We start from the raw sequence: 24,965 nt of genomic DNA, 5'->3' as shown, positions 1-24,965 counted from the left end.
CCCGATCGCTCAGTGAGCACCCGAGAACTCGAGGAGGCGCGGTGGACGCGCACCGCCCCACGGGCACCGACCTGGCCGGCCCCCGGCCGCCGGAGCCCCCGGCCGGTCCGGGCCGTTCCCGCGGCCGGCTCCGGTGGCTGCTCGTCGCGGCGGCCCTCGCCCTGGTCGTGCTGGTCGCCGCCGTCGTCCGGTGGACCGGGGACGAGCCGGAGTCCCCGGCTCCCGCCCCGCCGCCGCCGGACGCCGGGAGCCCCGCACCGCTCACCCGGGCCGACTGGGAGGGCACGGCGGTCGGCGTCTTCCGGAAGACCCAGCCGGAGGCCGTCCAGGCCTACGCGGAGTGGCTGGACCGGCCGATCGAGCTGGCCATCGACTACTCCTCCCGCGAGGAGTGGCGCGACGTCTCCCGGCCCGAGTACCTCTTCGAGGCGTGGGACGGCCTGCCCTACCGGCTTGTGCTCGGCATCCCGATGCTGCCGGAGGAGGTCGAGGCCTCGTTGGAGGAGGGGGCTCAGGGGGAGTACGACGAGTACTTCGAGATCCTGGCCGAGGGCCTGGTCGACGCCGGCCAGGAGGACGCCATCCTGCGGGTGGGCTGGGAGTTCAACCTCAGCTCGTGGGTCTGGTCCAGCGAGGACGAGGACACCTGGGTCGCCTACTGGCGCCGGATCGTCGACGTCATGCGCAGCGTCGACGGCCAGCAGTTCCGCTTCGACTGGAACCCCAACAACGGCGTCAGCCGCATCGACGCCGTCGAGTACTACCCCGGTGACGAGTACGTCGACTACGTCGGCATCGACGCCTACGACGTCAGCGGCGCCGTTTACCCGATCCCCGACGACTGCGACCAGACCTGCGCCGACGCCCTCCGCGTGGAGGCGTGGGAGGACCACATCTACGGCGGAGAGCGCGGGCTGCGGTTCTGGAGCGAGTTCGCCGCCGAGCACGACAAGCAGCTGTCGCTCCCCGAGTGGGGCGTGTGGGAGCGCAACGACGGCATCGGCGGCGGCGACAACCCGTACTACATCGAGCGGATGGCGGAGTTCATCGCCGACCCGGACAACCGGGTGGGGTACCAGGCCTACTTCGAGAACGCCAACTCGCAGGGCACCCACGAGCTGATGGGCGACGACTTCCCGCGGTCGCGCGAGCGTTACCTCGAGCTGTTCGGCGGCTCCGAGGCGGGCTGAGCGGCCGGCCGCTCAGGTCAGGGGGACGGGCACCGGCCGGCCCCCCTGCCGGGGGCGCCGCCGGCCGTTGCCGGGCGGTCGCTGCCGGGGAGGCAGCAGGTCGAGGCGGGTCTCCTGCCCGGCCCAGAGCCCGGTGAGCAGCCAGGCGATGATCGCGGTGTGCGGCTGCAGCAGGCTGCCGGACAGCAGGAAGATCATCAGCAGCACGCTGCCGGGGACGACGCGCCAGGCGCCCCGGTCGAGCAGCGCCAGCACGATGAAGAGGACGAAGGCCCCGCCGGCGAGGAGGCCGTACTCGAACAGCAGCTTGGGCACGATCGTGTAGACGACGGCCTGGCCCAGCTCGCCGTCCCGGACGGAGGGCAGCAGCCGCTCGACCGAGCCGGCCCCGGCGCCCACGAGGAAGCGCATCGGCTCGGCGACCATGGCGTCGGCGACCTCGGTGTAGGGCTGCACGAACCGCAGGTAGCCGCTGCTGCCGGTCCGGCCGGTCTCATCGACCCGGTCCAGGAGCAGTGGGGCCACCGGGCTGACCAGCACGCCGAACGCCAGGGCGGCCAGGGTGACCAGGTGCACCGGCCGGATCAGCCACCAGGCGCGGACGACGACCAGCACCCCGGCGCCGATGAGCAGGATGATGCCGGTGCCCGACACCGCGGAGAACACCCCGGCGACGAGGACGGCGACCTGCCACGACGGCGCCCGGGTGACGAACGCGACGATCGCCCCCAGCGCGCAGAACTGGGAGAAGAACGAGGGCTCGAGGAACACGAAGGCATTGCCCTTGTGCACGTCGGAGCCGTACTCCAGCGGGATGTTGGTGTTGTACGTCTGGGACACGAAGTCGGGGGGCAGGACCTCGCCCAGGTAGTCGGTGTAGCTCCACAGCCCGGCCAGCTGCGCGCCCAGCTGGGCCACGCCGACGACCGCGAAGACGAGCATCACCAGGACGAAGTTGCGGGCCACCCGCTGCAGCGTCTCCGTGTGGCCCGGGCCGACCCGCAGGGTCCACAGCAGGTACAGCGCCAGCAGCAGCCCGAGCGAGGTCACCGACACCAGGCCGCCGGTGACCGAGGCGACGACGGTGGCCGCCAGGCACAGCACGGCGGCGAGCCCGAGCAGCTCGGCGCGCAGCTGGTCGACCCGGAGAAGACCGCCGACCAGGAGCAGCCCGACGACGCCGTAGGTCAGGATCAGGCTCACCTGCACCGGGCTGGCGCCGACCGGGACCAGCAGCCGCTGGGTGAGCAGCACGATGACCAGCAGGGCGGTGATCCCGCGCACGACCAGGTCGGCCGAGCGCTGGGCGGCGACCGCCCCGGGCGTCGGCACCTCGCCTGCCCCGACCTCGCCGGACCCGACCTCGCCGGACCCGACCGAGCCGGTCGCCGGTTCGCCGGTCCCCGGCGGGGCCGGGGGAGCGGTGGCCGCCGGGGGGCCGTCCGTGGGCGGGCCGCCCGCGGTTCGTGTCATGCCGTCCCCTCGAGCTCGCCGTCGTGTGTGACCCGATCGTGGTACAGGGCCGCCGATCGAGATCTCCCGCCCGGCAGTGCGTGCAACGATTATCGCGGGCCGGCACCGCGTCGGTGGCAGGAGGGACGTCGTTCGGTGACCACTTTGAGGGACCAGGCTCACCCGGGGCACGGGTCGGTCGTCGCGAGCGCCCTGTGGCGGGGCCGCTGGCTGATCGGCGGCGCGGCGGTGGTGGCGGGTGTGCTGGGTGCGCAGCTGAGTGCGCTGCAGGACGAGACCTACACCGCGGAGAGCCGGATGGTGCTCTCGGCGACCGCCAACTTCAACCCGCTGGGCGGCAACCAGGCCTCCAACGCCGGCCGCTACCTGGCCAACCAGATGGCCATCCTCGACTCGGAGCCGGTGCTGGAGCTCGTGGCGGAGCAGCTGGGCGGTGACGCCGACCCCGCCGAGCTCGCCGAGGCCGTCAACGTGGCGACGCTGGCCGACAGCGACATCGTGGTCATCTCGGCGACCGCGCCCGATCCCGAGCAGGCCGCGGCCCGGGCGGACGCGGTGGCCGCCGCCTACCAGCAGTACGTCACCCAGCGGGTGCAGGAGATCGCGGACGCCGCGGCGGCCGCGGTCGCGGCCGACCCGGCCGCGGTCGCGGACGTCCGCACCCAGGCCGCGGTCTACGGCGACGGCGTCGCCGTCGCCGAGCCGGCGGCGGTCCCGACGGCCCCGACGGCGCCCAACCCGATCCGCGACGGGGCGCTGCTGGCGGTCCTCGCGGCTCTCGTCGCCGCCGGTGTGGCGATCCTGCGGCGCGGCCGTGGGCCGGTCAGCGGCGTGCAGCTGGCCGACGAGGCCGAGGCGCCGCTGCTCGGCGAGGTCGACCTGGCGCTGTCCCGCTCGGGCCGGCTGGAGCCGGACGCGGAGGCGTTCGGGATGCCCCTGGTGGCGCTGGACTACGCCACGGACGGCCGGACCGGGTCGGTGCTGGTCACCGAGCTCGACGAGCGCGAGCTGGGGGCGGGGGTCGCCCTGGGGCTCGCCGCCTCGGCGGCGCTCACCCGGCGGGTGCTCGTCGTGGATGCCGACGGCGCCGGTCACCGGCTGACCCGGATGACCGGGGTGCCCCGTCCGCCGCGCCCGCTCGACGACCTGGTCGGCGGGGTCCCCGTCGAGGAGGTCACCACCCGTTGGCCGGCGACCGCCGGGGACCAGGTGGTCGACATCGCACGGCTGGGCACCAGCGCCCTGCGCAACCACGGCGGCGTCACCGTGCTGCACCGGTGCCTCGAGCAGGTGGCCGGCGACTACGACCTGGTGCTGTTCACCGCGGGGCCGATCTTCTCCGACCCGGTGGCGTTCGCCCTGCTCCGGGAGGTCGCGTCGGTCGTCCTGGTCGTGGACCGGCGGGGCGGCAAGCGGCTGGCCCCCACGCTCGCCAGCTTCCGCTACCGGCTCCAGCTGGCCGACCGGTCCTGCGACGGCGTGATCGTGGCCCGGCAGCACCGGTCGCGCGGCGCCGGCGCCTCCGCCGCACCGGCGGAGCCGGCACCGCCGGCCCGCCGGACCGACGCGGCGCCCGAGGCCGCGCCCGTCGCTCAGCGCTGACGGGCACGGCCCCAGGGCGCGGTCAGAGCTTGGCGCCGTCGACCAGCGCCACCGTGCGGCTGCTGCCGGCGACCCGGGCCACGGTCGGCAGCACCACGCTGCTGACGTTGCTCAGCTTCCAGGTGGAGACCAGCCCCTTCCGGTAACCCGGCGCGACCAGGTTGTCGGAGAGGTCGACGTTGCGCGGGGTCCCCTTGGGGCCGTCGTGCACATGGAAGGTGTAGCCGCCGCCCATGATCGCCGTCTGGTTGATCTTGGCGTAGGGGATCGGCGAGGCGTCGGGCTTGATCAGGGTCGCGGAGGTGTGCGCGCCGGTCATGTCGATGTAGGAGCGGGAGAACGCGCTCCCGCCGCCGATGGTCTGGATGCCGTCCTGGTGGTGCTCCCGCGGGTTGCTCGGCGCCACCCCGTGGATGAAGACGTAGCTGCCCGTCACAGCGGTGGCGTAGGCGCGGATGCCGTCGTTGTGGCCGGTGATCTCCACCCGGGAGATGTCGACCGTGGCGGTGCCACGGGCGGTGAAGACGCCGACCCGCTCGGTGTCGTTCTTGCCGTCGATCAGCAGGTTGCGGACGCTGACGCGACCGCCCTCGACGGTCAGCTGGGCGTCGACGAGGGCGAACTCCTGGAGCACGCAGGTGCAGTTGACCGAGAGGTCGGAGGTGACGGTCTTCCCGGCCAGCCGGTCGGCGTCGGCCTGGCTGCGGATCTTCCCGCCGGCGGTGCTGCCGCTGAGCGCCCGGGTCGGGCCGGTGTTCGCGTCGAACCAGCTGCGCAGCACCGCGGTGTCACCGGTCTGCCACGCCCGCGTCCACGCGTCGGCGTCCAGGCCCGGAGCGGCCGGCGGTGCGACGGCGGCCGCCTCGGCCGGGGCAGGGCCGGCGGTGCCGGCCGACGGCGCAGCGGCCGGGGCCGTGGCCCGAGCAGCGCCGGGTGCGGGGGTCGGCGCCGTGGAGCCGGGGGCGGTCGCCGTGGAGCCGGGGGCGGTCGCGGACCCGGGGGCGGTCGCGGACCCGGTGCCGGCCGGCGAGGAGGTCTCCGGCGTGCTGGGCACCGCCGCGGACGTGCTCGAGGTGTCGGTGGGGCCGCGGGTCCCGGCCGGCTCCTCCTCCGGGGCGGGAACGCTCGGGACGGAGGGTGCGGCCACGGCGGACCCGGCGGAACCGGGGGCCTCAGCGGTGATCCCCGCTGCCTGGGCCAGCGACTGCAGCCCCCCGGTGGCCGCGACCAGCGACAGAAGGCAGGTCACCAGGGCGGTCACGAGCGCGGGGAGGCGGAGTCGTCCGGTGGACGACAGGAACCGGCGGCGGCGGTGCATGGAGGAGCCTTTCCAGGTCTGTCGGCGGCGCCGGCAGAGCGGCACGACCGGCTGGGCCACGGCGGTGTGGCGCGTCGGGGCGGCGACGTGTCCGGCCCGTGGGAGGCCGGCCCGCAGGCCGGCGAGCAGACTCTGACATAAGCGCTGAGCATCGGAAAGGTCACGCTGCGTACCAAGGGGCGAGGTCGCCACACCAGTCACACGTGCCCCACCGGGACGCTCGGGGCTGCCGATGACGGGTCGACGGAGGGTGCAGCGGCCGCGCGGCCGGAGGGGCCCGGCCCTGCAGCGGGTGAGGCAGGCGCAGCGCGGATGACCGCGCGGATGACACAGTGGAGGGCCTGGGCGGCCCCCGACACCGCCCCCGGCCCGAGGAGGACGGTGCCCGAGCAGCCGAGCACGACCGGCTGGACGTCCGCCGGAACCGGGCCCTCCCGGTGGAGGTCGTCGCCTGCGTCCGTCTGGCGGGCCCGGTGGTTCGTCGTCGGCGCGGCCCTGGTCGCCGGGGTGGGCGGCTACCTGGTCAGCCAGGACCAGCCGCCCACGTACACGACCGAGGCCCGGGTGGTCCTGTCCACCAGCCAGGACTTCGAGCCGCTGGGGCGCACCTCCTTCGGCGACGCCGGACGGTTCGTGGCGAACCAGGCCTCGATCCTGAGCGCCCCCCGGGTGCTGCAGGCGGCGGTGGACGAGCTGGACGACGGGACGTCGCTGCCCGAGCTCGCCGAGGCGGTGACCGTCTCGGCGGCCGCCGACAGCGACGTGCTGGTCATCACGGCCCGGGCCGGCGACCCGGTGGAGGCAGCCGAGCGGGCCAACGCGCTGGCGACCGCGTACCGCCAGTACCGCGCCACGCGGGTGAGCGAGGAGGCGGATGCCGCGGTGGCCGTCACCACCGACCCCGCGACCGCCGACCGGATCCGGACCGCGGCGGTCGTCTACGGCGACGGTGTCACCCTGGTCGACGCCGCGGTGCCACCCGAGTCGGCGACGACGCCGCGACCGCTGCGCACCGCCGTCGTGCTGGCCGTCCTCGCGGCGCTGGCCGCGGCCGCCCTGGCCGCGGTGGTGGGGCGCCGGGGGCCGATCACCGACGCCACCGAGCTGGTCCGCGCGGCGGGTGCCCCCGTGCTGGGCGCCGTCCCCCTGTCGCGCGCCTCGGGTCCCGGGGTGGCGGGCGGTTCCGAGTCGTTCGCGCTGACCGCGGTGGCGCTGGACTACGTCCGGCCGCCCGGCGGGGGTTCGGTCCTGGTCACCGGCGTGACCGACGGGAGCGGGACGGCGCCGGTGGTGCGCGGGCTGGCCCTCGCGGCCGCCGAGCGCGGGCAGCGGGTGCTCGTCGTCGACGCGGAGCCGGGCCGTGCGCTGGTGGGGCTCTTCCCCGGCCTGGCGCCGGTGCCCCGTCTCGACGAGCTGGACACGGACCCGGCCGGGCGGGGGGCGGAGGCCGGGCGCCCGGGCGTCCGCCTGGCGGTCCTGGGTCAGCCCGCCGGCCGGGGGCTCGCCGAGGACGTGGTCGCCCGGCAGCTGGCCCGCGCCGCAGCCGGCTGCGACCTGGTGCTCGTCTCGGCCGGACCGCTGACCCGCAGCTCGTCCGCCTTCGCCCTGCTGCGGCAGGCGGCGGCGGTCGTCGCGGTGATCCGGGTCACCGAGGACCCGGCGGCGCTGAGCGACGTGCGGGACCGGCTCGCGACCGCCGGCCGACCGCTCACCGGGGTGGTCGTGACCCGGCCGGGCGACACCGGCAGGCGCGGGCGTGGTCACCGGGGCCGCTCGCGGGCCGGCGCGACCCGGGCGGCCGGGGAGGGTTCGGGGCGGTCGGCGGGCGCGCTCGTCGGGTCGGGGGAACGGGCGCCGTCGTGAGTGCGTGATCTCCTTCACGAACGAGGGGCCGATGCTGGCCTGTGACAGCATCGGGGCAGGAGTGGTGTGTGTCGTCGCCACGGAGACCACCCTGGGAGAGCGTCGTGGACCAGTCGTCCGCCCGTGACCGGGCGCCCGACGTCGGCCCCGCGACGCCGCTGGTGCGGGCCGGCCGGGGGGCCCGGTGACCGGATCGGGACCGGCGGCGAGCCCGCCGGGACCGTCGCTCACCCCGGCGCCCGAGGCGGTGGCCAGCAGTCCGGACGGGTCCGCGCCCCGGGGCGGGACGCGTCGGCGGGCCACCTGGTCGCTGCTGGACCAGGTGCTGTCCAGCCTGGCCAACTTCGGGCTGACCATCGCGGTGGCGCGCGCGGTCGACGAGCAGCTGGGCGGCGTCTTCACCTACGCCTTCATGGTGTTCACCCTGGTGATCGGCCTGACCCGGGCGGTGTCCACCGATCCGCTGGTCATCCGGTTCAGCGCGGCTGACGCGGCTGCCCGCGGCCGGGCCGCGGCCCAGGCGGCCGGTGCCAGCACCGCGATGGGCCTGGCCGCGGGAGCGCTGTGCCTCGCCGTCGGGCTGGTCCTGCGCGGTGACCTGGGCGCAGCGCTGGCCCTGCTGCTGCTCGTCCTGCCCGGTCACCTGCTGCAGGACAGCTACCGCAGCGCGGCGTTCGCCAGCGGGGACCCGCGCCGGGCCGCGCTGAACGACGTGGTGCGGGTGGTGGTGCAGTTCACCGGCGTCGGGCTGTGCGTGGCCGCGGGCACCACCGGGCTGTCGGGGTACCTGGCCAGCTGGGCCGCCGGGGCGTGGGCCGGTGCGCTGGTGGGCGCCGGGCAGTTCGGTCGCCCGGCGCTCCTGCGCGGGAGCCGTGCCTGGCTGCGCGACCACGTCGGCCTCAGTGCCCGGCTGGGCAGCGACTACCTGATCAACATGGGCGCGTTCACGCTGGCCACCTCGGTGCTGGCGGCCCTGCTGGGCTTCGCGGCCACCGGCGGGCTGCGGTTCGCCCAGACGGTGCTCGGGCCGATCCAGGTGCTGTTCGGTGCGACGACGGCGTTCCTGGTCCCGATGCTCGCCCGCCGGCTGGCCGGTGGGGGGCCGGGCCGGCTCCGGCGGCCCTCGGCCCTGGCCTCGCTGGGCTGCTTCGCGATCAGCGCGGTGGTCGTCGGCGTCCTGCTCCTGATCCCGGCGTCGCTCGGCCGGGAGCTGCTGGGGGCGTCCTGGGACGAGGCGCGGGCGGTCATGGTCGCCGTCGGGTGGAGCCAGTGCGTGAACGCCATCGCGATCGGCGGGTCGTTGCCGCTCAAGGCCATGGGCCGGGCCGACCTGCTGCTGTGGGTGACCGCGGTGCAGGCCCCGCTGATCCTCGGCCTGGGCATCGGCGGCGGGGTCTGGCTCGGCATCCAGGGGGCGGCCTGGGGCATGGCCGTGGCGCAGACGGCGGGCTGCGTCACGGTGATGACCCTGGCCTGGCGGGTGATGAGCCGCCGTCCGGCAGAACGGCGGGCGTGACGCCCCCGACTCACGCTCCGTGAGCGGTTCGCTCCGTGCGGTTGGTTTCTTCCGCCTTCCGTGGGAATGCTCCCACGATCGACTCGACTCGCCGTGACCCAGCGTGAGACCTGTGAGAGCGTCACACCCGCTCCCGGGTCACCGGCGCCCCTGGAGCCCCGGCAGGGGGACGGTGCGCGCCCGCAGTGCGTGTGGCGCCCCTCGGTGAGGGGTGCGGCCAACGCGGGCAGCGCGCTGCTGCGCGAGCCCCACCCCCCTCGGCCGGGTCCGGCGGGAGACCGCACAGGCAGGACCTCGAGGGGATGGAGGACACCGCAGACATGACCGAGAACTCCGCACGCCCGGCGCTGCGCGTTCGGCACGCGGGCGTTCCGGACCTGGCGCCCCCGCGCCCGGCCGGGGCCACCGCCGTCGCCGCCGCAGCGACGGACGCTCAGCTCGAGGAGCCGGGCAACGGCCTCTGGGGGCGGCTCGCCAAGCGCGGGGTGCCCCCGTTCCTCGTCGCGCTGGACGTGCTCGCCGTCTGCTTCGGGGTCGTCGGCGTCGAGTGGGTCAGCAGCGAGGTCGGCTGGGACACCCCCGCCCGGAAGATCGCCTTCTTCGGGTGCGCGCTGCTGGCGCTGTTCTGGCTCGCCGGGCTCTACCGCTCGCGGCTGTCGCTGTCCGTGCTGGACGACCTGCCGGTCATGGCCGGGCGCTGGCTCGCCGCCGCGGCCATCTCGATCCTCGCCCAGATCGTGTGGACCCAGGCTGTCTGGCGCAACTACATCATCGACTGGCGCTTCCTGTGGGGGGCGATGGCCACCGGGGTCTGCGCCGTGCTGTTCCGGGCCGTGGGGTACGCCGCCGTCCGCCGGTTGCGCTCCCGGCGGCTGGTCGCCCACCGGACGCTGATCCTCGGGGCCGGCACGGTCGGCAACCAGATCGCCGACATCCTCCGCACCCACCCCGAGTACGGGCTGCACCCGATCGGCTTCCTCGACGCCGATCCGCGGATCACCGAGCCGTCGTCGGGGCTGCGGGTCCTCGGCGGGCCGTCGTCCCTGGCTCCCGTGCTCACCGATGCGCGCATCCGGAACATCGTCGTCGCCTTCTCCTCGATGAAGGAGTCGGAGATGGTCAGCGTGATCCGCACGTGCGACCGGATGAAGGCCGAGCTGTTCGTCGTGCCCCGGCTGTTCGAGCTGCACCACGTGGACGGCGACATGGACACCGCCTGGGGTCTCCCGCTGGTGCGGCTGCGCCGGTCCGCTTACCGGAGCCCGGCGTGGCGGGTCAAGCGGGTCATCGACGTGGTGGTCTCCGGCGCGGCCCTGTTCCTGCTGCTGCCGCTGATGGCCGTCCTGGCCCTGGCCGTCCGGCTGGACGGCGGGCCGGGGATCCTGTTCCGGCAGCAGCGGATCGGCGTCGACGGGCGCCCCTTCGACGTGCTGAAGTTCCGCTCCCTGCGGCCGGTCGACGAGACCGAGTCCGCGACGAACTGGAACATCTCCCACGACGACCGCCTCAGCGCGGTCGGCCGGTTCCTGCGCAAGACCTCGCTGGACGAGCTGCCGCAGCTCTACAACATCCTGCGGGGGGACATGAGCCTGGTCGGGCCGCGGCCCGAGCGCCCCCACTTCGTCGACCAGTTCCGCAGCGCCTACCCCAGCTACGAGGCCCGGCACCGGGTGCCCTGCGGGCTGACCGGGTGGGCCCAGGTGCACGGGCTGCGCGGCGACACCTCGATCGCCGATCGCGCGCGCTTCGACAACTACTACATCCAGAACTGGTCCCTCTGGCTCGACGTCAAGATCATCCTCCGGACGGTCAGCGCGGTCGTGCGGGGCGCCGGGAGCTGACCCGGCGCCCTCACCCGCTGGGGCGGCACCGGACCGGTGGGTGCTGACGGGCGACGGCCGACGGGTTAGCTTCCTTCCCGGACATCACACCGGGTGGTGGCCGACAGCGGCGGTCCGGGCGCCGGGGTGGGGAGGAACGTCGTGCCGACCCGACCTCGCCCGTGCTCCCTGCTGCCCGCACGCGCAGGAGCCGGCCGATGCGGTGCCGGGACGGCCGCTCCGTGCTGAGCCGCTCGCGCCCCGGCGACGCGGGGCCCGCCGCCCTCCCCGCGGAGGAGGAGGCGATCGCGGCCGGGCAGCCCTCGGCCGAGGCGGTCGCCACCGGACCCGGTGAGGGGAGAGGCAGCGGGCGCCAGGCGGTCTGGACCGTCATCGACCAGGTGCTGTCCAGCGTCGCGAACTTCGGCTTGACCATCGCCGTGGCGCGGGAGGTCGACCAGGTCGCGGCCGGTGCCTTCGCCTACGCCTTCCTGGTGCTCAGCTTCGGCCTGGGCGTGTCCCGGGCCATCTCCACCGATCCGCTGGTGATCCGCTTCAGTGCGGCGACGGCGGAGGCGCGCGCCCGGGCCGTGACCGCGGCCGCCGGGGCGATGGTCCTGCTCGGCCTGGTCGCCGGCCTGCTGTGCGCACTCGCCGGAGTGCTGGTCGGGGACGTGCTGGGTGCGGCCCTGCTGATGCTGGTGCTGGTGCTCCCGGCCCAGTTCGTGCAGGACAGCTGGCGCAGCGCGTCGTTCGCCTCCCGAAACGCCCGCCGGGCCGCCGCGAACGACGCCGTCCGCGTCGTCGTCCAGTTCGGTGGGCTCGGGCTGTGCGCCGGGCTGGGGGTCGACGACCTGCGCTGGTACATGGCGGCCTGGGCGGTGGGCGCCTGGACCGCCGGGCTGTTCGGGATGTGGCAGTTCCGGGCCGTCCTCTCCCCGCGGGCGAGCTTCGGCTGGCTCCGGGGCAACGCCGGGCTCAGCGTGCGGCTGGGCGCCGGCTACGCCATCAACATGGGTGCGGTCACCCTGACGACGACGCTGCTCACCGGCATGCTCGGCCTGGTGGCCACCGGCGGGCTGCGGTTCGCGCAGACGGTGCTCGGGCCGATCCAGGTGGCGTTCGGCGCCCTCACCTCGTTCATGATCCCCATGCTGGCGCGGCGGCTGGCCGCTCGTGGGCCCCGCGCGCTGCTGCGGCCGGCGCTGCTGGTGTCGGCCGGCGCCGGTGCGCTGTGCGTCGTCGTGGTCGCGGTGCTGCTGCTCCTGCCGTCGTCGGTGGGCGAGCAGCTGCTCGGCAGCTCGTGGGACGGGGCCCGGGAGGTGATGGCCCCGGTCGGCGTCGGCCAGTGCCTGATCGCGCTGGCCATGGGCGGCTCGCTGCCCCTGCTCGCCATGGGGCGCGGTGACCTCATGCTCCGGGTCACCTCGCTGCAGGCGCCGCTGCTGCTGGGCTTCGGCCTGGGCGGTGCCGCGCTGGCCGGGATCAGCGGGGCCGCGTGGGGGATGGCCGGCGCCCAGGCCGTGGGGTGCGTGCTGGTGCTGGTGCTCGCCGTCCGGGCGATGCGGTCGGGCGACGTCCGGACGCTCCCGGCCGACCAGCCCCCGTCCGACCTCGGCGCCGGCTGACCCCTGCGGCCGCCGCGGACCGATCAGCCCAGCCCGATCAGCCGAGCCCGAGGTGGGCCAGCACCGCCCGGGCGCTCTCGTCGACGCTGAGGGCCCGGGTGTCCAGGGTGACCTCGGCGTCGGCCGGCTCCTCGTAGGGGTCGCTGATGCCGGTGAACTCGGCGATCTCCCCACGCCGGGCCCGGGCGTACAGGCCCTTGCGGTCGCGGGCCTCGCACTCGGCCAGCGGCGTGGCCACGTGCACCAGGGTGAACGAGCCCGCACCGGCCTGTTCCTCGACCAGCGCCCGGGCGTCGGCGCGGGTGGCCGCGTACGGCGCGATCGGCGCGCAGACCGCGATGCCGCCGTGCTTGGCGATCTGCCCGGCCACCCAGCCGATCCGCCGCACGTTCGTGTCCCGGTCGGCCTTGGAGAACCCCAGGCCCGCCGACAGGTGCGTGCGGACCTCGTCGCCGTCCAGCAGGGTGACCGTGCGGCCGGCCTCGAGCAGCAGCTCGACCAGCCGCGCGGCGATCGTCGACTTCCCCGCCCCGGAGAGCCCGGTGAACAGCACCACGCGCCCGCCGGTGGACAGCGGCGCCGGGTGCCCGACGCCGGCGACCTCCGGCGCCCCGTAGGCGGCGGCCAGCTCCGGCCACGCCACCTCCGGCGCCGCCGCGGTCACCGGCACCGGCACGACCAGCACGGCCCGTTGCCGGCTCAGCGGCGCCCAGGCGGCGGCCAGGGTGGAGACGGCGGCGGAGTCCGGGGCCGTGCCGGCGACCGGCAGCAGCGCCAGGACGGCCGGCGGCAGCTGGGTGGCGTCGGCCGGTGGTGCGCCGATCCACGTCGCGACGCCGGTCCAGCCGTGACCGGCCAGGTCGGCCCGCACCGCCTCCGGGGAGCGCCAGCGCGGCACCTCCCGCACGGAGAGGGCGCCGTCGGTACGGGTGGCGACCAGCACGCCCTCGGCGTCCTCGTACTCCTCGGCCACGGGCAGGTCCGGCGCGGCGGCGGTCAGTCCGAAGGCGTGCCGGGCGAGGGCGGCGAGCTGGGCGTGCGTCAGCCGGGTGCGGGTCTGCGCCATGGGTGCAGTCTGGCAAGCGGGCTCCCGGCGCCACAGCCGGGTCGGTGGGCCGGTCAGAGCGCGGGCCGCTCCAGGCCGCAGCGGCACGCGTAGAAGACCGAGCCGCTGAGCGGGTCGTCGATCCGGGTCCGGAAGCGGTGGACGTGAGCCCGCGGGCGCGACGGGGAGCTCGGCGTCGCCGGGCGGGTGACGGAGGTCGGCACGACACGGAGGGTGGGCCCGGTCGGCGGCGGGCCGGCCAACGGACGCCGTCGGGACGGCGAACTCGACGCCACGGTCGTCCCCCGGGTGGGGGACGGGGGCACCCGGACGGTCACATCCCCGGCCGGACGACTCCGCAGCGGCAGCGGTAGAGCGAGGCCCCGCTGAACGGGTCGTCGCCCAGCCTCCGCCACCGGTGCAGGTGCAGGTGCTCCGGGAACGACGACCGCACGGCACGGAGGATCGGGGTCACGTGCCCAGTGTGCGGCCCCGTCCGCAGGAATGGCCATGATGGCGGGCCCCGGGCCCGCCATCATGGCCATATCGGCGGACGGATCAGCGGGTGGCGGCGAGCACCTGCTCGGCCTGGCGCCCGGTGAGCCGCTGGTGGCTCTCCCGCTGCTCGGCGAAGTCCGACTGCAGGGCGTCGGCGAGGACGATCGCCGGGTCGACGGTCTCGGTCTCGGTCGCTGTGGTCTGCGTCATGACCAGCACGCTAGGGCCGGCGGGCGCGACGCGGGGCCGGACACGACCGGGGCGAGGTGACGCCTTCGTGACGTTCCGTCCCACCCGGCGCTCAGGCGGGGCTGGCCACCGGGCGGCCCAGTGCGGCCTCCAGCCAGGCGTCGGTCCGCCGGGCCCAGGTGCGCTCGGCCGCCCACGCCACCCGGGCCGCCGCCCAGCCGGCCGGCTCCTCCCCGGCGGCGACCATCGCCGCGGCCACCTCCGCCGCCGACGTGGCCACCGCGACGTGCGGGGGCGCGTCGCTGGAGAGCTCCAGGTGACCGGCGGTCGCGACCACCGGCACCCCGCGCGCGCAGTAGTCGTAGCTCTTCATCGACGACTGGCCCAGCGCCACGCTGGGGAGGTCGGGCACCAGGGCGACCGCCGCGGCGTCGAGCACGCCGGCCAGCCGCTCGCGGGGCAGCAGGCCGTGGTGGCGGAACCGGCCGGGGAACTCCCGGGTCAGCGCGAGGAAGCGGTCCCGGGCCGGTCGGGCGCGCAGTGAGAACACCAGCTGTCCGTACACGTCCAGCGTCCAGTCCGGCAGCGCGGTGAGCACCGCCCGCACCAGGTCGACGTCGAACCGCTCGGCGATGCTGCCGACGTACACCGCTGACCGGGGCACCCGGCCCACCGTGCGCGGCGCGGACAGCAACGCCTCGTCGGTGCCGTTGGGCACGACCACCGGCGTCCGCCCGGGGAACAGCCCGGCCAGCACCTGGTTGACCACGACCACCTCGTCGGCCTCGTCGGCGACCCGGCGCAGCTGGTCGGGCAGGCCGCGGGCGTGCGGGAGCAGCCGGGCCCAGTCGTCGGTGCAGTCGAACACCACCCGGCCCGGCAGGCCGCGCGCCGCCCGCCAGTCCCAGGGCAGCTGGAGCACGGTCAGCTCCGGGTCCCAGCCCGAGCGGCGCAGGAAGCCCCGCAGCAGCGCGGCGTCGCCGACCTCGGCGGCCCGGCTGCGGGAGCCGGGCAGCACCGTGGAGCGCTCGGTCACCTCGACGCCGGGAGCGGCCGGGAGGAAGCGCCCCCGCAGCAGGTGCCGGGCCCAGCCACCGGCGTCGGAGCGGACCCGGCGCCAGTCGGCCGGTGGCTGCACGAAGCGCACGGCGCTGCCGCGGTGCACCAGCTCGGCGGCGATCATCTGCTCGCGGCGGATCGCCGGGTGCCACGGGTCCTTGGCGACGAAGCCGACGGTTCCGGGGGTGGGGTGCCCGGTCAAGGCCGGTTTGCTGTCGTCCGCACGCCGCCGACCCTACGAGCACCCCTGTCGCGCCGCTCTGCAGACTGTCCCGGTGCGCCTCCCCCCGGCCGTGGTCGACCGCCTGCCGTTGCCGGCCAAGCGGGGGGTGCTGTTCCGGCGGGCGCACGGACGGTGGCCGCCCCGGGTGCCGCGGACCTTCACCGAGAAGGTCAACTGGCGGGTGGTGCACGACCGGCGCCCGCTGATCGGGCAGCTGGGCGACAAGCTCGCGATGAAGGCCCACGCCGCCGACGTGCTGCCCGCGCTGCGCATCCCGCGGGTGCTGTGGACCGGCACCGACGTCGCCGGCCTGGCCGCGGCCGACCTGCCCGCCCGCTGGGTGCTCAAGCCCAACCACGGCACCATGCGCGTGCACCTGGGCGGTGGGCGGCCCGACGTCGAGCAGCTGCGCCGGGTCACCGCCGGCTGGCTGGACGAGCCGCTGTACCGGACCCGCGGCGAGTGGGTCTACTCGCAGGCCCGGCGGCTGCTGCTGGTCGAGGAGTTCCTCGGGGCGGGCGAGCCACCGGCCGACGTCAAGCTGCTGGTGTTCGGCGGCCGGGTGCGCCTGGTGCAGGTCGACACCGGACGCTTCGGTGACCATCGGCGGCGGCTCTACACCCCTGACTGGACGCCGGTCGACGTCGCCGAGGACGTCGCACCCGGCCCGGTCACCGCGCCGCCGGCGACCCTGGACGAGCTGACCGAGGTCGCCGAGGCGCTGGGTGCGGCCTTCGACTTCATCCGGGTCGACCTCTACGACGTCGACGGCGAGGTGTGGTTCGGCGAGCTCACGCCCTACCCCAGCGGCGGGCTGGACCGCTTCGACCCGGCGCTGGACCAGGTGCTGGGGGAGTGGTGGCAGCTGCCGGGCCGGTCAGCGGTGCGGGCGCGCCAGTAGCTCGTCGGCGGAGCGGGTGTTGACCACCCGGTCGGCGGTCACCCCGCACTCGACCGCGCGGGTGCAGCCGAAGTCCTGCCAGTCCAGCTGACCGGGGGCGTGCGCGTCGGTGTCGATGGCGAACTCGCACCCCAGCTCGACGGCGAGGGTCAGCAGCCGGCGGGGCGGGTCGAGCCGTTCGGGCCGCGAGTTGATCTCCACCGCCGTCCCGGCCTCGGCGCAGGCCCGGAACACCGCCTCGGCGTCGAAGTCGCTCTCGGGGCGCGGCTTCTGGGTGCCGTTGCGCTGCCGCCGGCCGATCACCAGCCGGCCGGTGCAGTGCCCCAGCACGTCGGTGTGCGGGTTCGCCACCGCCGCGAGCATCCGCTCGGTCATCTGCTCCCGCGGCGCCCGCAGCTCGGAGTGCACGCTGGCGACGACGACGTCCAGCCGCCCCAGCAGCTCGTCGGTCTGGTCGAGCGACCCGTCGGCGAGGATGTCGCACTCGATCCCGGTGAGGACGCGGAAGGGCGCCAGCTCCTCGTTCAGCGCCGCCACCACGTCCAGCTGCTGCTCCAGCCGCTCGGGGCTGAGCCCGTTGGCGACGGTCAGCCGGGGGGAGTGGTCGGTCAGCGCCAGGTACTCGTGGCCCAGCGCGATCGCCGTCTCGGCCATCTCCCGGATCGGGCTGCCGCCGTCGGACCAGTCCGAGTGCGCGTGCAGGTCGCCCTTCAGTGCGGCCCGCAGCGCGGCGGCGTCGTCGGCCAGGGGCGCCAGCTCGGCGTGCGCGTCCTCGAGCCGCTGCAGGTAGGCCGGCACCCCACCGTGGTGCGCCTCGGTGACGACGGCGGCGGTCTTCTCCCCGACGCCCTTGAGATCGGTGAGCGTGCGGGTGCGGACGCGGCGGTCGAGCTCGGCGTCGTCGAGGCCGGCGACGACGGTCGCCGCGGTGCGGAACGCCTGCACCCGGTAGGACGGCTCGCGGGCGCGCTCCAGGAGGAAGGCGATCCTCCGGAGCGCGCCCGCGGGGGTGAGCTGGTCGGTCAGCGCTTCGTCTTCTTCGACTGCTTGGCCGCGCGCTTCTGCGCCTTGGCGGCCCGCTTCGAGGCCCGCTCGTAGCTGGCCTCGGCGCCGTGCACCGCCTTCTCCGCGCTGCGCCGGGCCCACCAGCCCACCGAGGGCCGGCCCTCGGTGTCCACGGCGGCGATGAGCAGCCCGCCGAGCAGGCCGGCGTTCTTCAGGAAGTTCGACAGCTGCCCGAAACGCTCCTCCGGGTCCTCGTGCTCCCAGAAGCGGTGGCCGGCCAGGGTGGTGAACACCGTCGAGCCGGCCAGGGTCAGGGCGGAGACCCGCGGCAGGCGGCCGAGGGCGAAGAGGCTGCCGGCGCCCACGTGCACCCCGGCGTTGATCTTCACCCACTGCTCGACGTCCCGGGGGACCTCGATCGGGAGCTGCTTGTCGGCGACCTCGGTGAGCTGCTCGACGACCGGGGTGGCCCCGGGCACCCGGGTCGACGGGTTCCGGAGGGTGTCGATCCCCCCGTAGATGAACGACGACGCGAGCAGCGGGCGGGCTATCCGGCGGACCAACATCTGCGACCTCTTCCCATCGGTGACGTGGCAGGTGCAGTGCCCTGACCGGGGCGCGGACAACCACGCCGGTCAGGGCGCCGACCTCTACCTCGGACCGTAGTGAGGTGCGCGGCGCTCCGCTGGGCGAACCCGGAGCTGCTCAGCTGGCCGTGGTGCTGGGCCGCTCCGCGGCCGTGGTCCCGGGCCGCTCCGCGGCCGCGGAGCTGGGCCGCTCCGCGGCGAGGATGTCGGTGACGTACAGCGGCCGGTCCAGCGGCAGCACGTCGTCCCGGTCCAGGTCGCGTCCGTTGGCGACCGTGATGGTGCGCCCGAGCACGCAGCCCACCACGACAGACACCGACAGCCAGGTCACGCCGATCACCGCGAGGATCATGCGTCTGTTTGTAGTGGAGGACCCTGCCCGCTCGCGGCGCGCAATGCGGGCACAGGTTGCCAAGGCCGCGGGCGCCCGTTGGCGACTTGTCGACTCGGCAGGTCGTCCTGGTGGCGCAAGTGGTGGTGTGCGCGGTCGTGCGGTCAGCCGGCGGCGGCGTCCCGGTCCGCAGCGGGGCGCGCAGCGGGCAGCACCTTGGCCGGCGACACCATGGCGGTGGCCCCGGCGGGCACGTTCTTGAGCACCAGGGCGTGCGCTCCGATGGTGGCGCCGTCGCCGATGCTGATCGCCCCGGCGATCGTGGCGCCCGGTCCGACGTCCACCCGGTCGCCGAGGGTCGGCTGGTCGTACGTGGAGCCGCCCTGCTGCCCGAGGGTGACGTGCTGGCGGATCACGCAGTCGTCGCCGATCGTCGCGTGCTCGCCCAGGACGAGGCCCGCGTGGTGCGGGAGCAGCAGCCGCCTGCCGACGACCGTCGACGGGAAGAGCTCGATGCCGTAGACGTTGCGGATCAGCAGAATGTTGACCGCGTGCAGCACGGTGCGGAGGACCTTCCCGACCGGGCCCGGTCGGCCTGCGACGGCGATCTGCAGCCGGTGCACGACCAGGGCGTGCAGGCCCGGTGCGGTCGACCGGCGGTTGTGGGTCTCCCAGTCCTCGCGGATCAGCTCGCGGACGGACGGCGTGGGCTGTTCGGTCACGGTCGATCCCCTTCTGGGCGGCGGGTGGTCATGCGCTGGAGCCGGCGTCGACGGTGATCGTGCTGCCGGTGATCCCGGCGGAGTCGGGGCCCAGCAGGTGGGCGACCGCGGCGGCCACCTCCTCGGGCGTCGCGAAGCGTCCCAGTGGGCTGCGTCGCTTGATCCGGTCCAGGTTCCCCGACTCGAGCACCTCGGTCATGGCGGTGTCGAGGAAACCGGGGGCGACCGCGTTCACGGTCACGCCGCGCGCTCCGAGGTCGCGCGCGAGGGAGCGGGTGAACCCCTCCATGCCGGCCTTCGCGGCGGCGTAGACCGACAGCCCGCGGAAGCCGGTGCGCGCCACGATGGAGGAGATGTTCACGATGCGACCGCGGCGGGCGGCGAGCATCGGGCGGCACAGGTACTTGGTGAGCAGGACGGGGGCGAGCAGGTCGAGCTCGACGACCGAGCGGATCTGGCTGTTGTGCATCGTCGGCAGCAGGCCGTCCAGCCCGCTGGCGGCGTTGTTCACCAGGCCGTACGGGCGCCCGTGCGCGTCGATGAGCTCCTTGGCCAGCGCCGGGATGGCGTCGAGGTCGGCCAGGTCGGCGCGGTGGTGCGCGTAGCCCTCGCCGATGGTGGCCGGGTCGACGTCCCGGCGGGAGAGCCCCACCACGCGGTAGCCGTCGGCCACCAGCCGCCGGGCGGTGGTGGCGCCCAGTCCGCTGCTGGTGCCGGTGACCAGGACGAGGTCCGGCTGTGCGGGGGTGGTCATCGGCGTCCGGCCTTTCCGGTGGGGGTGGTGACCATCTCGGCCACCACCTTGATGGACGCGGGTACGTGGGCGGAGGAGAGCCGGCCGGCCACCTCGGCGCGCAGCAGGGCGGGCAGCGCCTTGGGGTCGGCCGACGGCCCGGGGACGACGTCGGCCACCAGGATCGTGCCGCTGAAGGGGTTGGGCCGGGACCGGACGACGGCGTCGGTCACGTCCGGGTGGCCCCGCAGCACCGCCTCGACCGTCTCCGGGGAGACCATCACCCCGCCGACGTTCACCAGGCCCGAGGCCCGGCCGAGGAAGCGGACCCGGCCCTCGGTCACCTCGACGAGGTCGCCGGTGCTGACGAACCCGTCGGGGCCGGCGCCGGAGACGTCGGGGGCGTGCACGTGGAGCACGCCGTCCCGGACGTCGAGCCGCACGCCCTTGGGTGGGGCGGTCAGGTAGTCGACCGGGAAGCCCTCGCGGCCGTCGTTGACCGCGAAGGCGGCACCGGTCTCGGTCGAGGCGAAGATGTGCGTGATGCGGGCGGCCGGGTAGGTGCGCGCCAGCGCGTCGAGGACCCGCTGGTCGGCGATCTCGCCGCCCAGGGTGATCTGGGTGAGCGGCAACGCCGCGCGGTCGGGGCTCTGCAGCACCTGGCGCCACACCGTGGGGGTGGCGGAGAGGGCCTCGACGGAGTGCTCGGCCAGCCAGCGGAGGCGCTCGGGCAGGGTGGCGTGCGCGGTGGCGTCCAGCAGGTGGTCGCCGCCGGCGAGCGACTGGAGCACGACCTGCAGCCCGGCCATCCGGGTGGGCTCGTAGAGCAGCCCCCAGCGACGGGGGCGGTGGGGCGCGTCGGGGTCGGGCCGGCGGACGGTCCGGGTGAGGGACGCCATCGTGTGCTCGACCGGCTTGGGGGTGCCCGTGGTGCCGGAGGTGAACAGCCGCCAGCGGGTGACCGCCGGTGCCGTGCCGTCCGCGGGGCCGGCGGGGTCGGGGTCGGGGGTGTCGCAGGCGGTGTCGTCGAGGTGGACCGCGTCGGCCGGGACGTCGTCCGGTTCCAGCGTGCCGACCAGGTCGACCCGCGCGGCCCAGCCCTCGAGGGCGCACAGCGCGGCCGCGACCGTGCGCGCCCGGCGGGCGCGGAGCACCACGACGGCGCCGGCCGGGACCCGACGGCGCAGGCCGAAGCCGTCGGCGGTGAGCAGCGCGTCCGGCACGGTGCCCTGGGGGTCCTCCACCGCGATCGCGGTCGGACTGCTCACTGTGCGTGCTGGGGAGCGTGCTTGGTGTAGATGGCCACGAAGTCACCGAGGGTGCTGGGGTAGACCGGCTCGTCCATCTCGGTGAACGGGTCGTAGCCGAGGTTCTCCTCCAGCCGGGTGACCAGGACGGCGAAGCCCAGGCTGTCCAGGCCGCTCTCCAGCAGGACGAGGTCGTCGGTGAAGGTCGGGACCTCCTTCTCCTCTTCCTGGAGGAGGTCGGTGATCTCGGAGATGACGGTCTGCCGCAGGTTCGCTGGGTCGGTCACGAGTTCCTCCTTGCTCACGAGGTGGACGTGCAGGCGGCGCCGTGCCGCAGGAGGGGGGTACCCCTCGGCTGCTCGCTCACCCTGAGCGACCTTACCGAGAACCTCAAGTTGGATGAGGGTTGCGTGCTGCCACCCGTCGGTGACCCCGGACAGTGGTCAGCGGGCGCAGTAGACGGTCAGCCGCTGACGCTTCGTGAAACGGAACTCGGTGGCCCGCTCGCCGCGCTCGCCGTCGTAGGCGATCTGCTGCGGGCCGGACAGTGACCGCACCCGCAGCTCGGGCACCTGGCACTCCGCGTAGGAGCGGCTGTGCTCGCCGATCCCCAGCAGGGTGGCCAGCACCGCCCGGGTGCGGCCGAAGCGGAGGTCGGCGCGCAGGTACTGCACGTCCAGCAGCCCGTCCTCCAGGCGCGGTCGCCAGGCGGGGGAGAGTCCGCGCGGCACGTAGGCGCCGTTGCCGACGAACAGGATCCAGGCCGACACGCGCCGTCCGCCGAGCTCGAGCTCCACGGGGCTGCCGTGCCGGAGCACCTGGGCCGCGGCGACGGTCAGCGCGAGCCACCGGCCCAGCCGGCCGGCCAGCCGGTCGCGTCGGCGGACCAGCTCCGGGTAGCTGCCGATGCTCGCGGTGTTCAGGAACGGCACGCCGTTGACCTCGGCGACGTCGACCTCCACCGCGGCCCCGCGCTCCACCGCGTCGGCCGCCTCCGGCGCGGTCGCCACGCCCAGGTCGCGGGCGAAGTGGTTGAGCGTGCCGGCCGGCACCACCGCCAGCGGCAGTCCGTGCTCCAGGGCGACCGCGGCGGCCGCGGCGACGCTGCCGTCGCCGCCGGCCACGCCCAGCGCCCGGGCCCGCCCGGAGCGGGCGGCCGCACCGAGCAGCTCGGTGACCCCGGCGTCCCCGGCGTCCCCGGTCAGCTCCAGCACCTCCGCCGCCGGCAGCAGCGTCGCGATGTGGGTGGCCGGGCTGTAGTCCTCCCGGCCCGACCGGGGGTTCACCGCGATCACCAGGCCGGCGCCCTCCGGCAGCGCCGGGGCGCCGACTGCCGGCCGCACCCGGGCGGGGCGGGTGGGCCGCACCCGCCACCAGTGCTGCGAGGCGAGCGCCAGGGTCGAGCCGACGGCGAACCCGGCGACGACGTCGCCCGGGTAGTGCACCCCGACGTGCACCCGGGAGTACCCGACGCCCAGCGCCACCGGGCCGAGCAGCGCGCCGAGCGCGGGGCTCTCCAGCGCCGCCCCGGTGGTGAACGCCGCCGCCGAGGCGGCGTGCCCGCTGGGGAACGAGGGCGTGTGCGGCGCCCGGGGGAGTGCGCGGGAGGTGGCGACGGCGGCCAGGTCGGGCCGGACCCGGCCGAACAGCCGCTTGAGGAGCAGGTTCACCAGGGCGCTCGTGACCAGCTGTGACCCCACGCCCCGGACGGCGGCCCGCCGGAGCCGCCCGGGGCGCAGACCGAGCAGGACGGCAAGGCCGAGCCACAGCGCGCCCCGGTCGGCGGTCGTGGACAGCCGGCGCAACCACCGGTCGGCCCGCGTGGTGGGCAGCCGGCCGATCCGGGCGTGCAGATCGGCGTCCCAGCTCAAGGGTGAGGGCACGGGTGCAGACGCTAGGCGCGCTGGCGGGCCCGGTAGGCGGCGACGGTGGAGCGGCTGGCGCAGGTGTTGGAGCAGTACCGGCGGCTGGCGTTGCGCGAGGTGTCGACGTAGACGTCGGCGCACCCCTCCGCCGAGCACACCCCCAGCCGACGCCAGCCGTGCTGCACCACGACCTGGGACAGGCCCATCGCGACGGTCGTGGTCAGCTGCTCGACCGCGTCGGCGTCGGGCCGGGCGTAGTGCAGGTGCAGCTCGCCGTCGTGGTCGGTGGCGTAGGGCCGCGGCGAGGCGAGGGCAAGCAGGGCGTTGAGCCGCTGCTTGACCGCCTGCTCGCCGTCGGCCAGCGCCACCTCGCGCACCAGGGCGGACGTGCGGGCCACCTCCGCGGCCTCGTCGGGGGTCAGGTCGAGCAGGGTGCCGTCGGTGAACCACTCGTCGTGGGCGCTCAGGAACGCCTGCACACCGGCCGGGTCCTCGACCGCTGCGTTGGCCAGGTCGATGGCCAGTTCGACAGCCGTTGACCCGTAGGTGTCGTAGTTCATTTGACTCCCTACCCCGTCGGTCCGTAACCTCCGGAATCCGTAGGGGCTCAACGTGTGTTTGCCGCCTACGGATTCCCTGCCTCGCACGACCCCGAAGTGAGCAGAGCCATGCGTTCGTACCTCGCTGTGTGGCGGCTCCCGTCCGCCCCCGTGCTGTTGCTGGCCGGCTTCGCCGGCCGGCTGCCGTCGTCCATGATCCCCCTCGCGCTGCTGCTCATGGTGCAGCGGCAGACCGGCTCCTACGCGGTCGCCGGTGGGGTGTCGGCGATGTTCGGGATCGCGACGGCCGTGATGGCCCCGGTGCTCGGCCGGCTGGCCGACCGTCGCAGCCCGCGGCGGGTGCTGCTCGTGCAGGCCGTCGTCCACCCCGTGCTGCTCGGGGCGGGGGCCCTCGTGGTGCTCGGCGGGGCCCCGGTGTGGGCGATGCTGCTGGCCGCCGCCGGGATCGGCGCCAGCACGCCGCTGGTGTCGGGCACGGTCCGCGCGCTGTGGTCGCGGGTCGACCCGCGGGTGCGTCCGACCGCCTACGCGCTGGACGCCACCGCGACCGAGCTGGTGTTCGTCGCCGGCCCCACGCTCGTCGCCGCGCTCACCTTCCTCGCCCGCCCGTCGGTCGCCCTCGCCGTGGCCGGCGTGCTCGGGGTGGTCGGGGCGCTGGGCATCGCGACCAGTCGGGCGATGCGCGCCTGGCGGCCGGTGGCCGCCGACGGGCCGCGCCGGCTGTTCGCCACCGTCACCACCCCGGGCATGCCGCGGGTGCTGCTCAGCGGCACGGCGCTGATGGTCGGCATCGGCGCCCTCGAGGTCGCGGTTCCGGCGTTCGCCTCGGCCGCCGGCAGCCCGGGGATGTCCGGGGTGCTGCTCGCGGTGTGGGCCCTCGGCTCGTCGCTGGGTGGCCTCTGGTTCGGCGCCCGGGTGCTGAGCGTCTCGCTGCCCCGCCAGTACCGCTGGGGGATGCTCGGCGTCACCCTCGGACTGGCGCCGCTGGCCGCCGTGTCGAGCCCGTGGCTGCTCGGCGTGCTGCTCTTCCTGGGCGGGACGGCGATCGCCCCCACGTTGACCGTGCAGAGCTCGCTGGTCGGGGCGATCGCCCCGGCGTCGGCGACCACCGAGGCCTTCACCTGGCTCTCCACCGTCTCCTTCGGCGCCTCGGCGATCGGGGCGGCCGCCGGCGGTGCGCTGATCGAGACCTCGGCCGGGGTGTCCGGCGCGCTGGTCCTCGCCACCGCGGCGGCGGGGGTGGCGGTGGCGGTCACGCTGCTGCCGGGGCGTCGTCCGTCGGTGCCCACGGCGCCGCGGCGGGACGTCGTCCCCGCCTGAGGGGCACCTCCTGGACGGTCGTGCTCTGCCCACCCCGGGTGGGCAGAGCACGAAGGCGGCTCTCCGGAGTCGTCCTGCGGAGAGTCGTGGTCTGCCCGCGGGTGGTGGGCAGGCCACGAAGGCGCCCTCCCCGGTGCTCCTCCGTGGCGGGGGGGGGGGGGGGGGGGGGGGGGGGGGGGGGGGGGGGGGGGGGGGGGGGGGGGGGGGGGGGGGGGGGGGGGGGGGGGGGGGGGGGGGGGGGGGGGGGGGGGGGGGGGGGGGGGGGGGGGG

Annotated in this window: 24 protein-coding genes; 8 read left to right on the top strand and 16 right to left on the bottom strand. The window is 75.5% G+C overall.

Features of this window, described 5'->3' with window-relative positions; all coding sequences use genetic code 11:
• Nucleotides 1-41: 41 nt before the first annotated feature.
• Entirely contained in the window at nt 42-1,190 is a 1,149-nt protein-coding gene (locus ACI783_RS08085) for a glycoside hydrolase family 26 protein (protein WP_457139953.1), read from the top strand.
• 12 nt (nt 1,191-1,202) lie between these two features.
• Here ACI783_RS08085 and ACI783_RS08080 read toward each other — a convergent pair whose 3' ends face one another.
• Complete coding sequence (locus ACI783_RS08080) at nt 1,203-2,522, bottom strand: hypothetical protein (RefSeq protein ID WP_457139952.1); 1,320 nt, start codon at nt 2,520-2,522, stop codon at nt 1,203-1,205.
• Between the two features lie 276 nt (nt 2,523-2,798).
• Between ACI783_RS08080 and ACI783_RS08075 the strand changes: the two genes are divergently transcribed.
• Nucleotides 2,799-4,265, top strand: a complete 1,467-nt coding sequence (locus tag ACI783_RS08075; protein ID WP_457139951.1) for a Wzz/FepE/Etk N-terminal domain-containing protein — start codon at nt 2,799-2,801, stop codon at nt 4,263-4,265.
• Between the two features lie 22 nt (nt 4,266-4,287).
• Here ACI783_RS08075 and ACI783_RS08070 read toward each other — a convergent pair whose 3' ends face one another.
• The gene (locus ACI783_RS08070) at nt 4,288-5,526 is read right to left on the bottom strand and encodes a hypothetical protein (protein ID WP_457139950.1); all 1,239 of its coding nucleotides are present in this window, start codon (nt 5,524-5,526) and stop codon (nt 4,288-4,290) included.
• Between the two features lie 438 nt (nt 5,527-5,964).
• On the opposite strand from ACI783_RS08070, the gene ACI783_RS08065 reads away from it, so the two are divergent.
• The 4 genes from ACI783_RS08065 (at nt 5,965) to ACI783_RS08050 (ending at nt 12,410) form a co-directional block, all read left to right on the top strand.
• Nucleotides 5,965-7,446: a Wzz/FepE/Etk N-terminal domain-containing protein gene (locus ACI783_RS08065; RefSeq protein ID WP_457139949.1), complete on the top strand. Its 1,482-nt coding sequence runs from the start codon at nt 5,965-5,967 to the stop codon at nt 7,444-7,446.
• A gap of 184 nt (nt 7,447-7,630) precedes the next feature.
• Nucleotides 7,631-8,962 (top strand): hypothetical protein, encoded by a 1,332-nt coding sequence (locus tag ACI783_RS08060; RefSeq protein WP_457139948.1) that lies wholly within the window; start codon nt 7,631-7,633, stop codon nt 8,960-8,962.
• Between the two features lie 320 nt (nt 8,963-9,282).
• The gene (locus ACI783_RS08055) at nt 9,283-10,803 is read left to right on the top strand and encodes a sugar transferase (protein WP_457139947.1); all 1,521 of its coding nucleotides are present in this window, start codon (nt 9,283-9,285) and stop codon (nt 10,801-10,803) included.
• A 221-nt stretch (nt 10,804-11,024) separates the two neighbouring features.
• A complete protein-coding gene (locus tag ACI783_RS08050) occupies nt 11,025-12,410 on the top strand; it encodes a hypothetical protein (protein ID WP_457139946.1) in 1,386 nt (461 codons plus the stop codon).
• Nucleotides 12,411-12,447: 37 nt separating this feature from the next.
• On the opposite strand, the gene cysC is transcribed toward ACI783_RS08050, so the two are convergent.
• From cysC to ACI783_RS08025, 5 genes are all read right to left on the bottom strand, one after another.
• On the bottom strand, nt 12,448-13,476 hold the full coding sequence (gene cysC, locus ACI783_RS08045; protein ID WP_457139945.1) for an adenylyl-sulfate kinase: 1,029 nt from the start codon (nt 13,474-13,476) through the stop codon (nt 12,448-12,450).
• 53 nt (nt 13,477-13,529) lie between these two features.
• Nucleotides 13,530-13,679, bottom strand: coding sequence for a hypothetical protein (locus tag ACI783_RS08040; RefSeq protein WP_457139944.1), 150 nt, complete (start codon nt 13,677-13,679; stop codon nt 13,530-13,532).
• Between the two features lie 110 nt (nt 13,680-13,789).
• Entirely contained in the window at nt 13,790-13,930 is a 141-nt protein-coding gene (locus tag ACI783_RS08035) for a hypothetical protein (RefSeq protein ID WP_457139943.1), read from the bottom strand.
• 83 nt (nt 13,931-14,013) lie between these two features.
• Nucleotides 14,014-14,163 carry a hypothetical protein gene (locus ACI783_RS08030; RefSeq protein WP_457139942.1) on the bottom strand — a complete coding sequence of 50 codons (150 nt, stop codon included), beginning with the start codon at nt 14,161-14,163 and terminating at the stop codon, nt 14,014-14,016.
• A 91-nt stretch (nt 14,164-14,254) separates the two neighbouring features.
• Nucleotides 14,255-15,403 (bottom strand): hypothetical protein, encoded by a 1,149-nt coding sequence (locus ACI783_RS08025; protein ID WP_457139941.1) that lies wholly within the window; start codon nt 15,401-15,403, stop codon nt 14,255-14,257.
• A gap of 73 nt (nt 15,404-15,476) precedes the next feature.
• On the opposite strand from ACI783_RS08025, the gene ACI783_RS08020 reads away from it, so the two are divergent.
• Nucleotides 15,477-16,325 (top strand): ATP-grasp fold amidoligase family protein, encoded by an 849-nt coding sequence (locus tag ACI783_RS08020; protein ID WP_457139940.1) that lies wholly within the window; start codon nt 15,477-15,479, stop codon nt 16,323-16,325.
• Here ACI783_RS08020 and ACI783_RS08015 read toward each other — a convergent pair.
• The 9 genes from ACI783_RS08015 to ACI783_RS07975 form a co-directional block, all read right to left on the bottom strand.
• Nucleotides 16,302-17,351, bottom strand: a complete 1,050-nt coding sequence (locus tag ACI783_RS08015; RefSeq protein ID WP_457140018.1) for a PHP domain-containing protein — start codon at nt 17,349-17,351, stop codon at nt 16,302-16,304. The genes ACI783_RS08020 and ACI783_RS08015 overlap by 24 nt on opposite strands.
• The gene (locus tag ACI783_RS08010; RefSeq protein ID WP_457139939.1) at nt 17,348-17,896 is read right to left on the bottom strand and encodes a DoxX family protein; all 549 of its coding nucleotides are present in this window, start codon (nt 17,894-17,896) and stop codon (nt 17,348-17,350) included. The genes ACI783_RS08015 and ACI783_RS08010 overlap by 4 nt, the downstream gene beginning before the upstream one ends.
• Before the next feature lie 139 nt (nt 17,897-18,035).
• The gene (locus ACI783_RS08005; RefSeq protein ID WP_457139938.1) at nt 18,036-18,269 is read right to left on the bottom strand and encodes a hypothetical protein; all 234 of its coding nucleotides are present in this window, start codon (nt 18,267-18,269) and stop codon (nt 18,036-18,038) included.
• Between the two features lie 143 nt (nt 18,270-18,412).
• Nucleotides 18,413-18,970, bottom strand: a complete 558-nt coding sequence (locus ACI783_RS08000) for a serine O-acetyltransferase (RefSeq protein ID WP_457139937.1) — start codon at nt 18,968-18,970, stop codon at nt 18,413-18,415.
• Nucleotides 18,971-18,998: 28 nt separating this feature from the next.
• Nucleotides 18,999-19,724: an SDR family NAD(P)-dependent oxidoreductase gene (locus tag ACI783_RS07995; RefSeq protein WP_457139936.1), complete on the bottom strand. Its 726-nt coding sequence runs from the start codon at nt 19,722-19,724 to the stop codon at nt 18,999-19,001.
• A complete protein-coding gene (locus tag ACI783_RS07990; protein ID WP_457139935.1) occupies nt 19,721-20,971 on the bottom strand; it encodes an AMP-binding protein in 1,251 nt (416 codons plus the stop codon). Before ACI783_RS07990 ends, ACI783_RS07995 begins: the two co-directional genes overlap by 4 nt.
• The gene (locus ACI783_RS07985) at nt 20,968-21,237 is read right to left on the bottom strand and encodes an acyl carrier protein (protein ID WP_457139934.1); all 270 of its coding nucleotides are present in this window, start codon (nt 21,235-21,237) and stop codon (nt 20,968-20,970) included. The genes ACI783_RS07990 and ACI783_RS07985 overlap by 4 nt, the downstream gene beginning before the upstream one ends.
• Nucleotides 21,238-21,393: 156 nt before the next feature.
• Nucleotides 21,394-22,833 carry a phosphatase PAP2 family protein gene (locus ACI783_RS07980; RefSeq protein WP_457139933.1) on the bottom strand — a complete coding sequence of 480 codons (1,440 nt, stop codon included), beginning with the start codon at nt 22,831-22,833 and terminating at the stop codon, nt 21,394-21,396.
• Between the two features lie 11 nt (nt 22,834-22,844).
• On the bottom strand, nt 22,845-23,375 hold the full coding sequence (locus ACI783_RS07975; RefSeq protein ID WP_457139932.1) for a CGNR zinc finger domain-containing protein: 531 nt from the start codon (nt 23,373-23,375) through the stop codon (nt 22,845-22,847).
• A 108-nt stretch (nt 23,376-23,483) separates the two neighbouring features.
• Between ACI783_RS07975 and ACI783_RS07970 the strand changes: the two genes are divergently transcribed.
• The gene (locus ACI783_RS07970) at nt 23,484-24,695 is read left to right on the top strand and encodes an MFS transporter (protein ID WP_457139931.1); all 1,212 of its coding nucleotides are present in this window, start codon (nt 23,484-23,486) and stop codon (nt 24,693-24,695) included.
• Nucleotides 24,696-24,965: the final 270 nt, after the last annotated feature.

Source organism: Modestobacter sp. SYSU DS0511 (assembly GCF_054050755.1).
Note: the sequence above shows the minus strand (reverse complement) of the source record. Positions and strands in the feature narration are given on the sequence as shown.

Excerpts from the sequence above, each read along its gene's own strand:
- cysC (WP_457139945.1), bottom strand. The coding sequence starts at position 13,476 with ATGGCGCAGACCCGCACCCGGCTGACGCACGCCCAGCTCGCCGCCCTC.
- ACI783_RS08030 (WP_457139942.1), bottom strand. The coding sequence starts at position 14,163 with ATGACGCAGACCACAGCGACCGAGACCGAGACCGTCGACCCGGCGATC.
- ACI783_RS07995 (WP_457139936.1), bottom strand. The coding sequence starts at position 19,724 with ATGACCACCCCCGCACAGCCGGACCTCGTCCTGGTCACCGGCACCAGC.
- ACI783_RS07970 (WP_457139931.1), top strand. The coding sequence starts at position 23,484 with ATGCGTTCGTACCTCGCTGTGTGGCGGCTCCCGTCCGCCCCCGTGCTG.
- ACI783_RS08010 (WP_457139939.1), bottom strand. The coding sequence starts at position 17,896 with ATGTTGGTCCGCCGGATAGCCCGCCCGCTGCTCGCGTCGTCGTTCATC.
- ACI783_RS07975 (WP_457139932.1), bottom strand. The coding sequence starts at position 23,375 with ATGAACTACGACACCTACGGGTCAACGGCTGTCGAACTGGCCATCGAC.
- ACI783_RS08005 (WP_457139938.1), bottom strand. The coding sequence starts at position 18,269 with ATGATCCTCGCGGTGATCGGCGTGACCTGGCTGTCGGTGTCTGTCGTG.
- ACI783_RS08055 (WP_457139947.1), top strand. The coding sequence starts at position 9,283 with ATGACCGAGAACTCCGCACGCCCGGCGCTGCGCGTTCGGCACGCGGGC.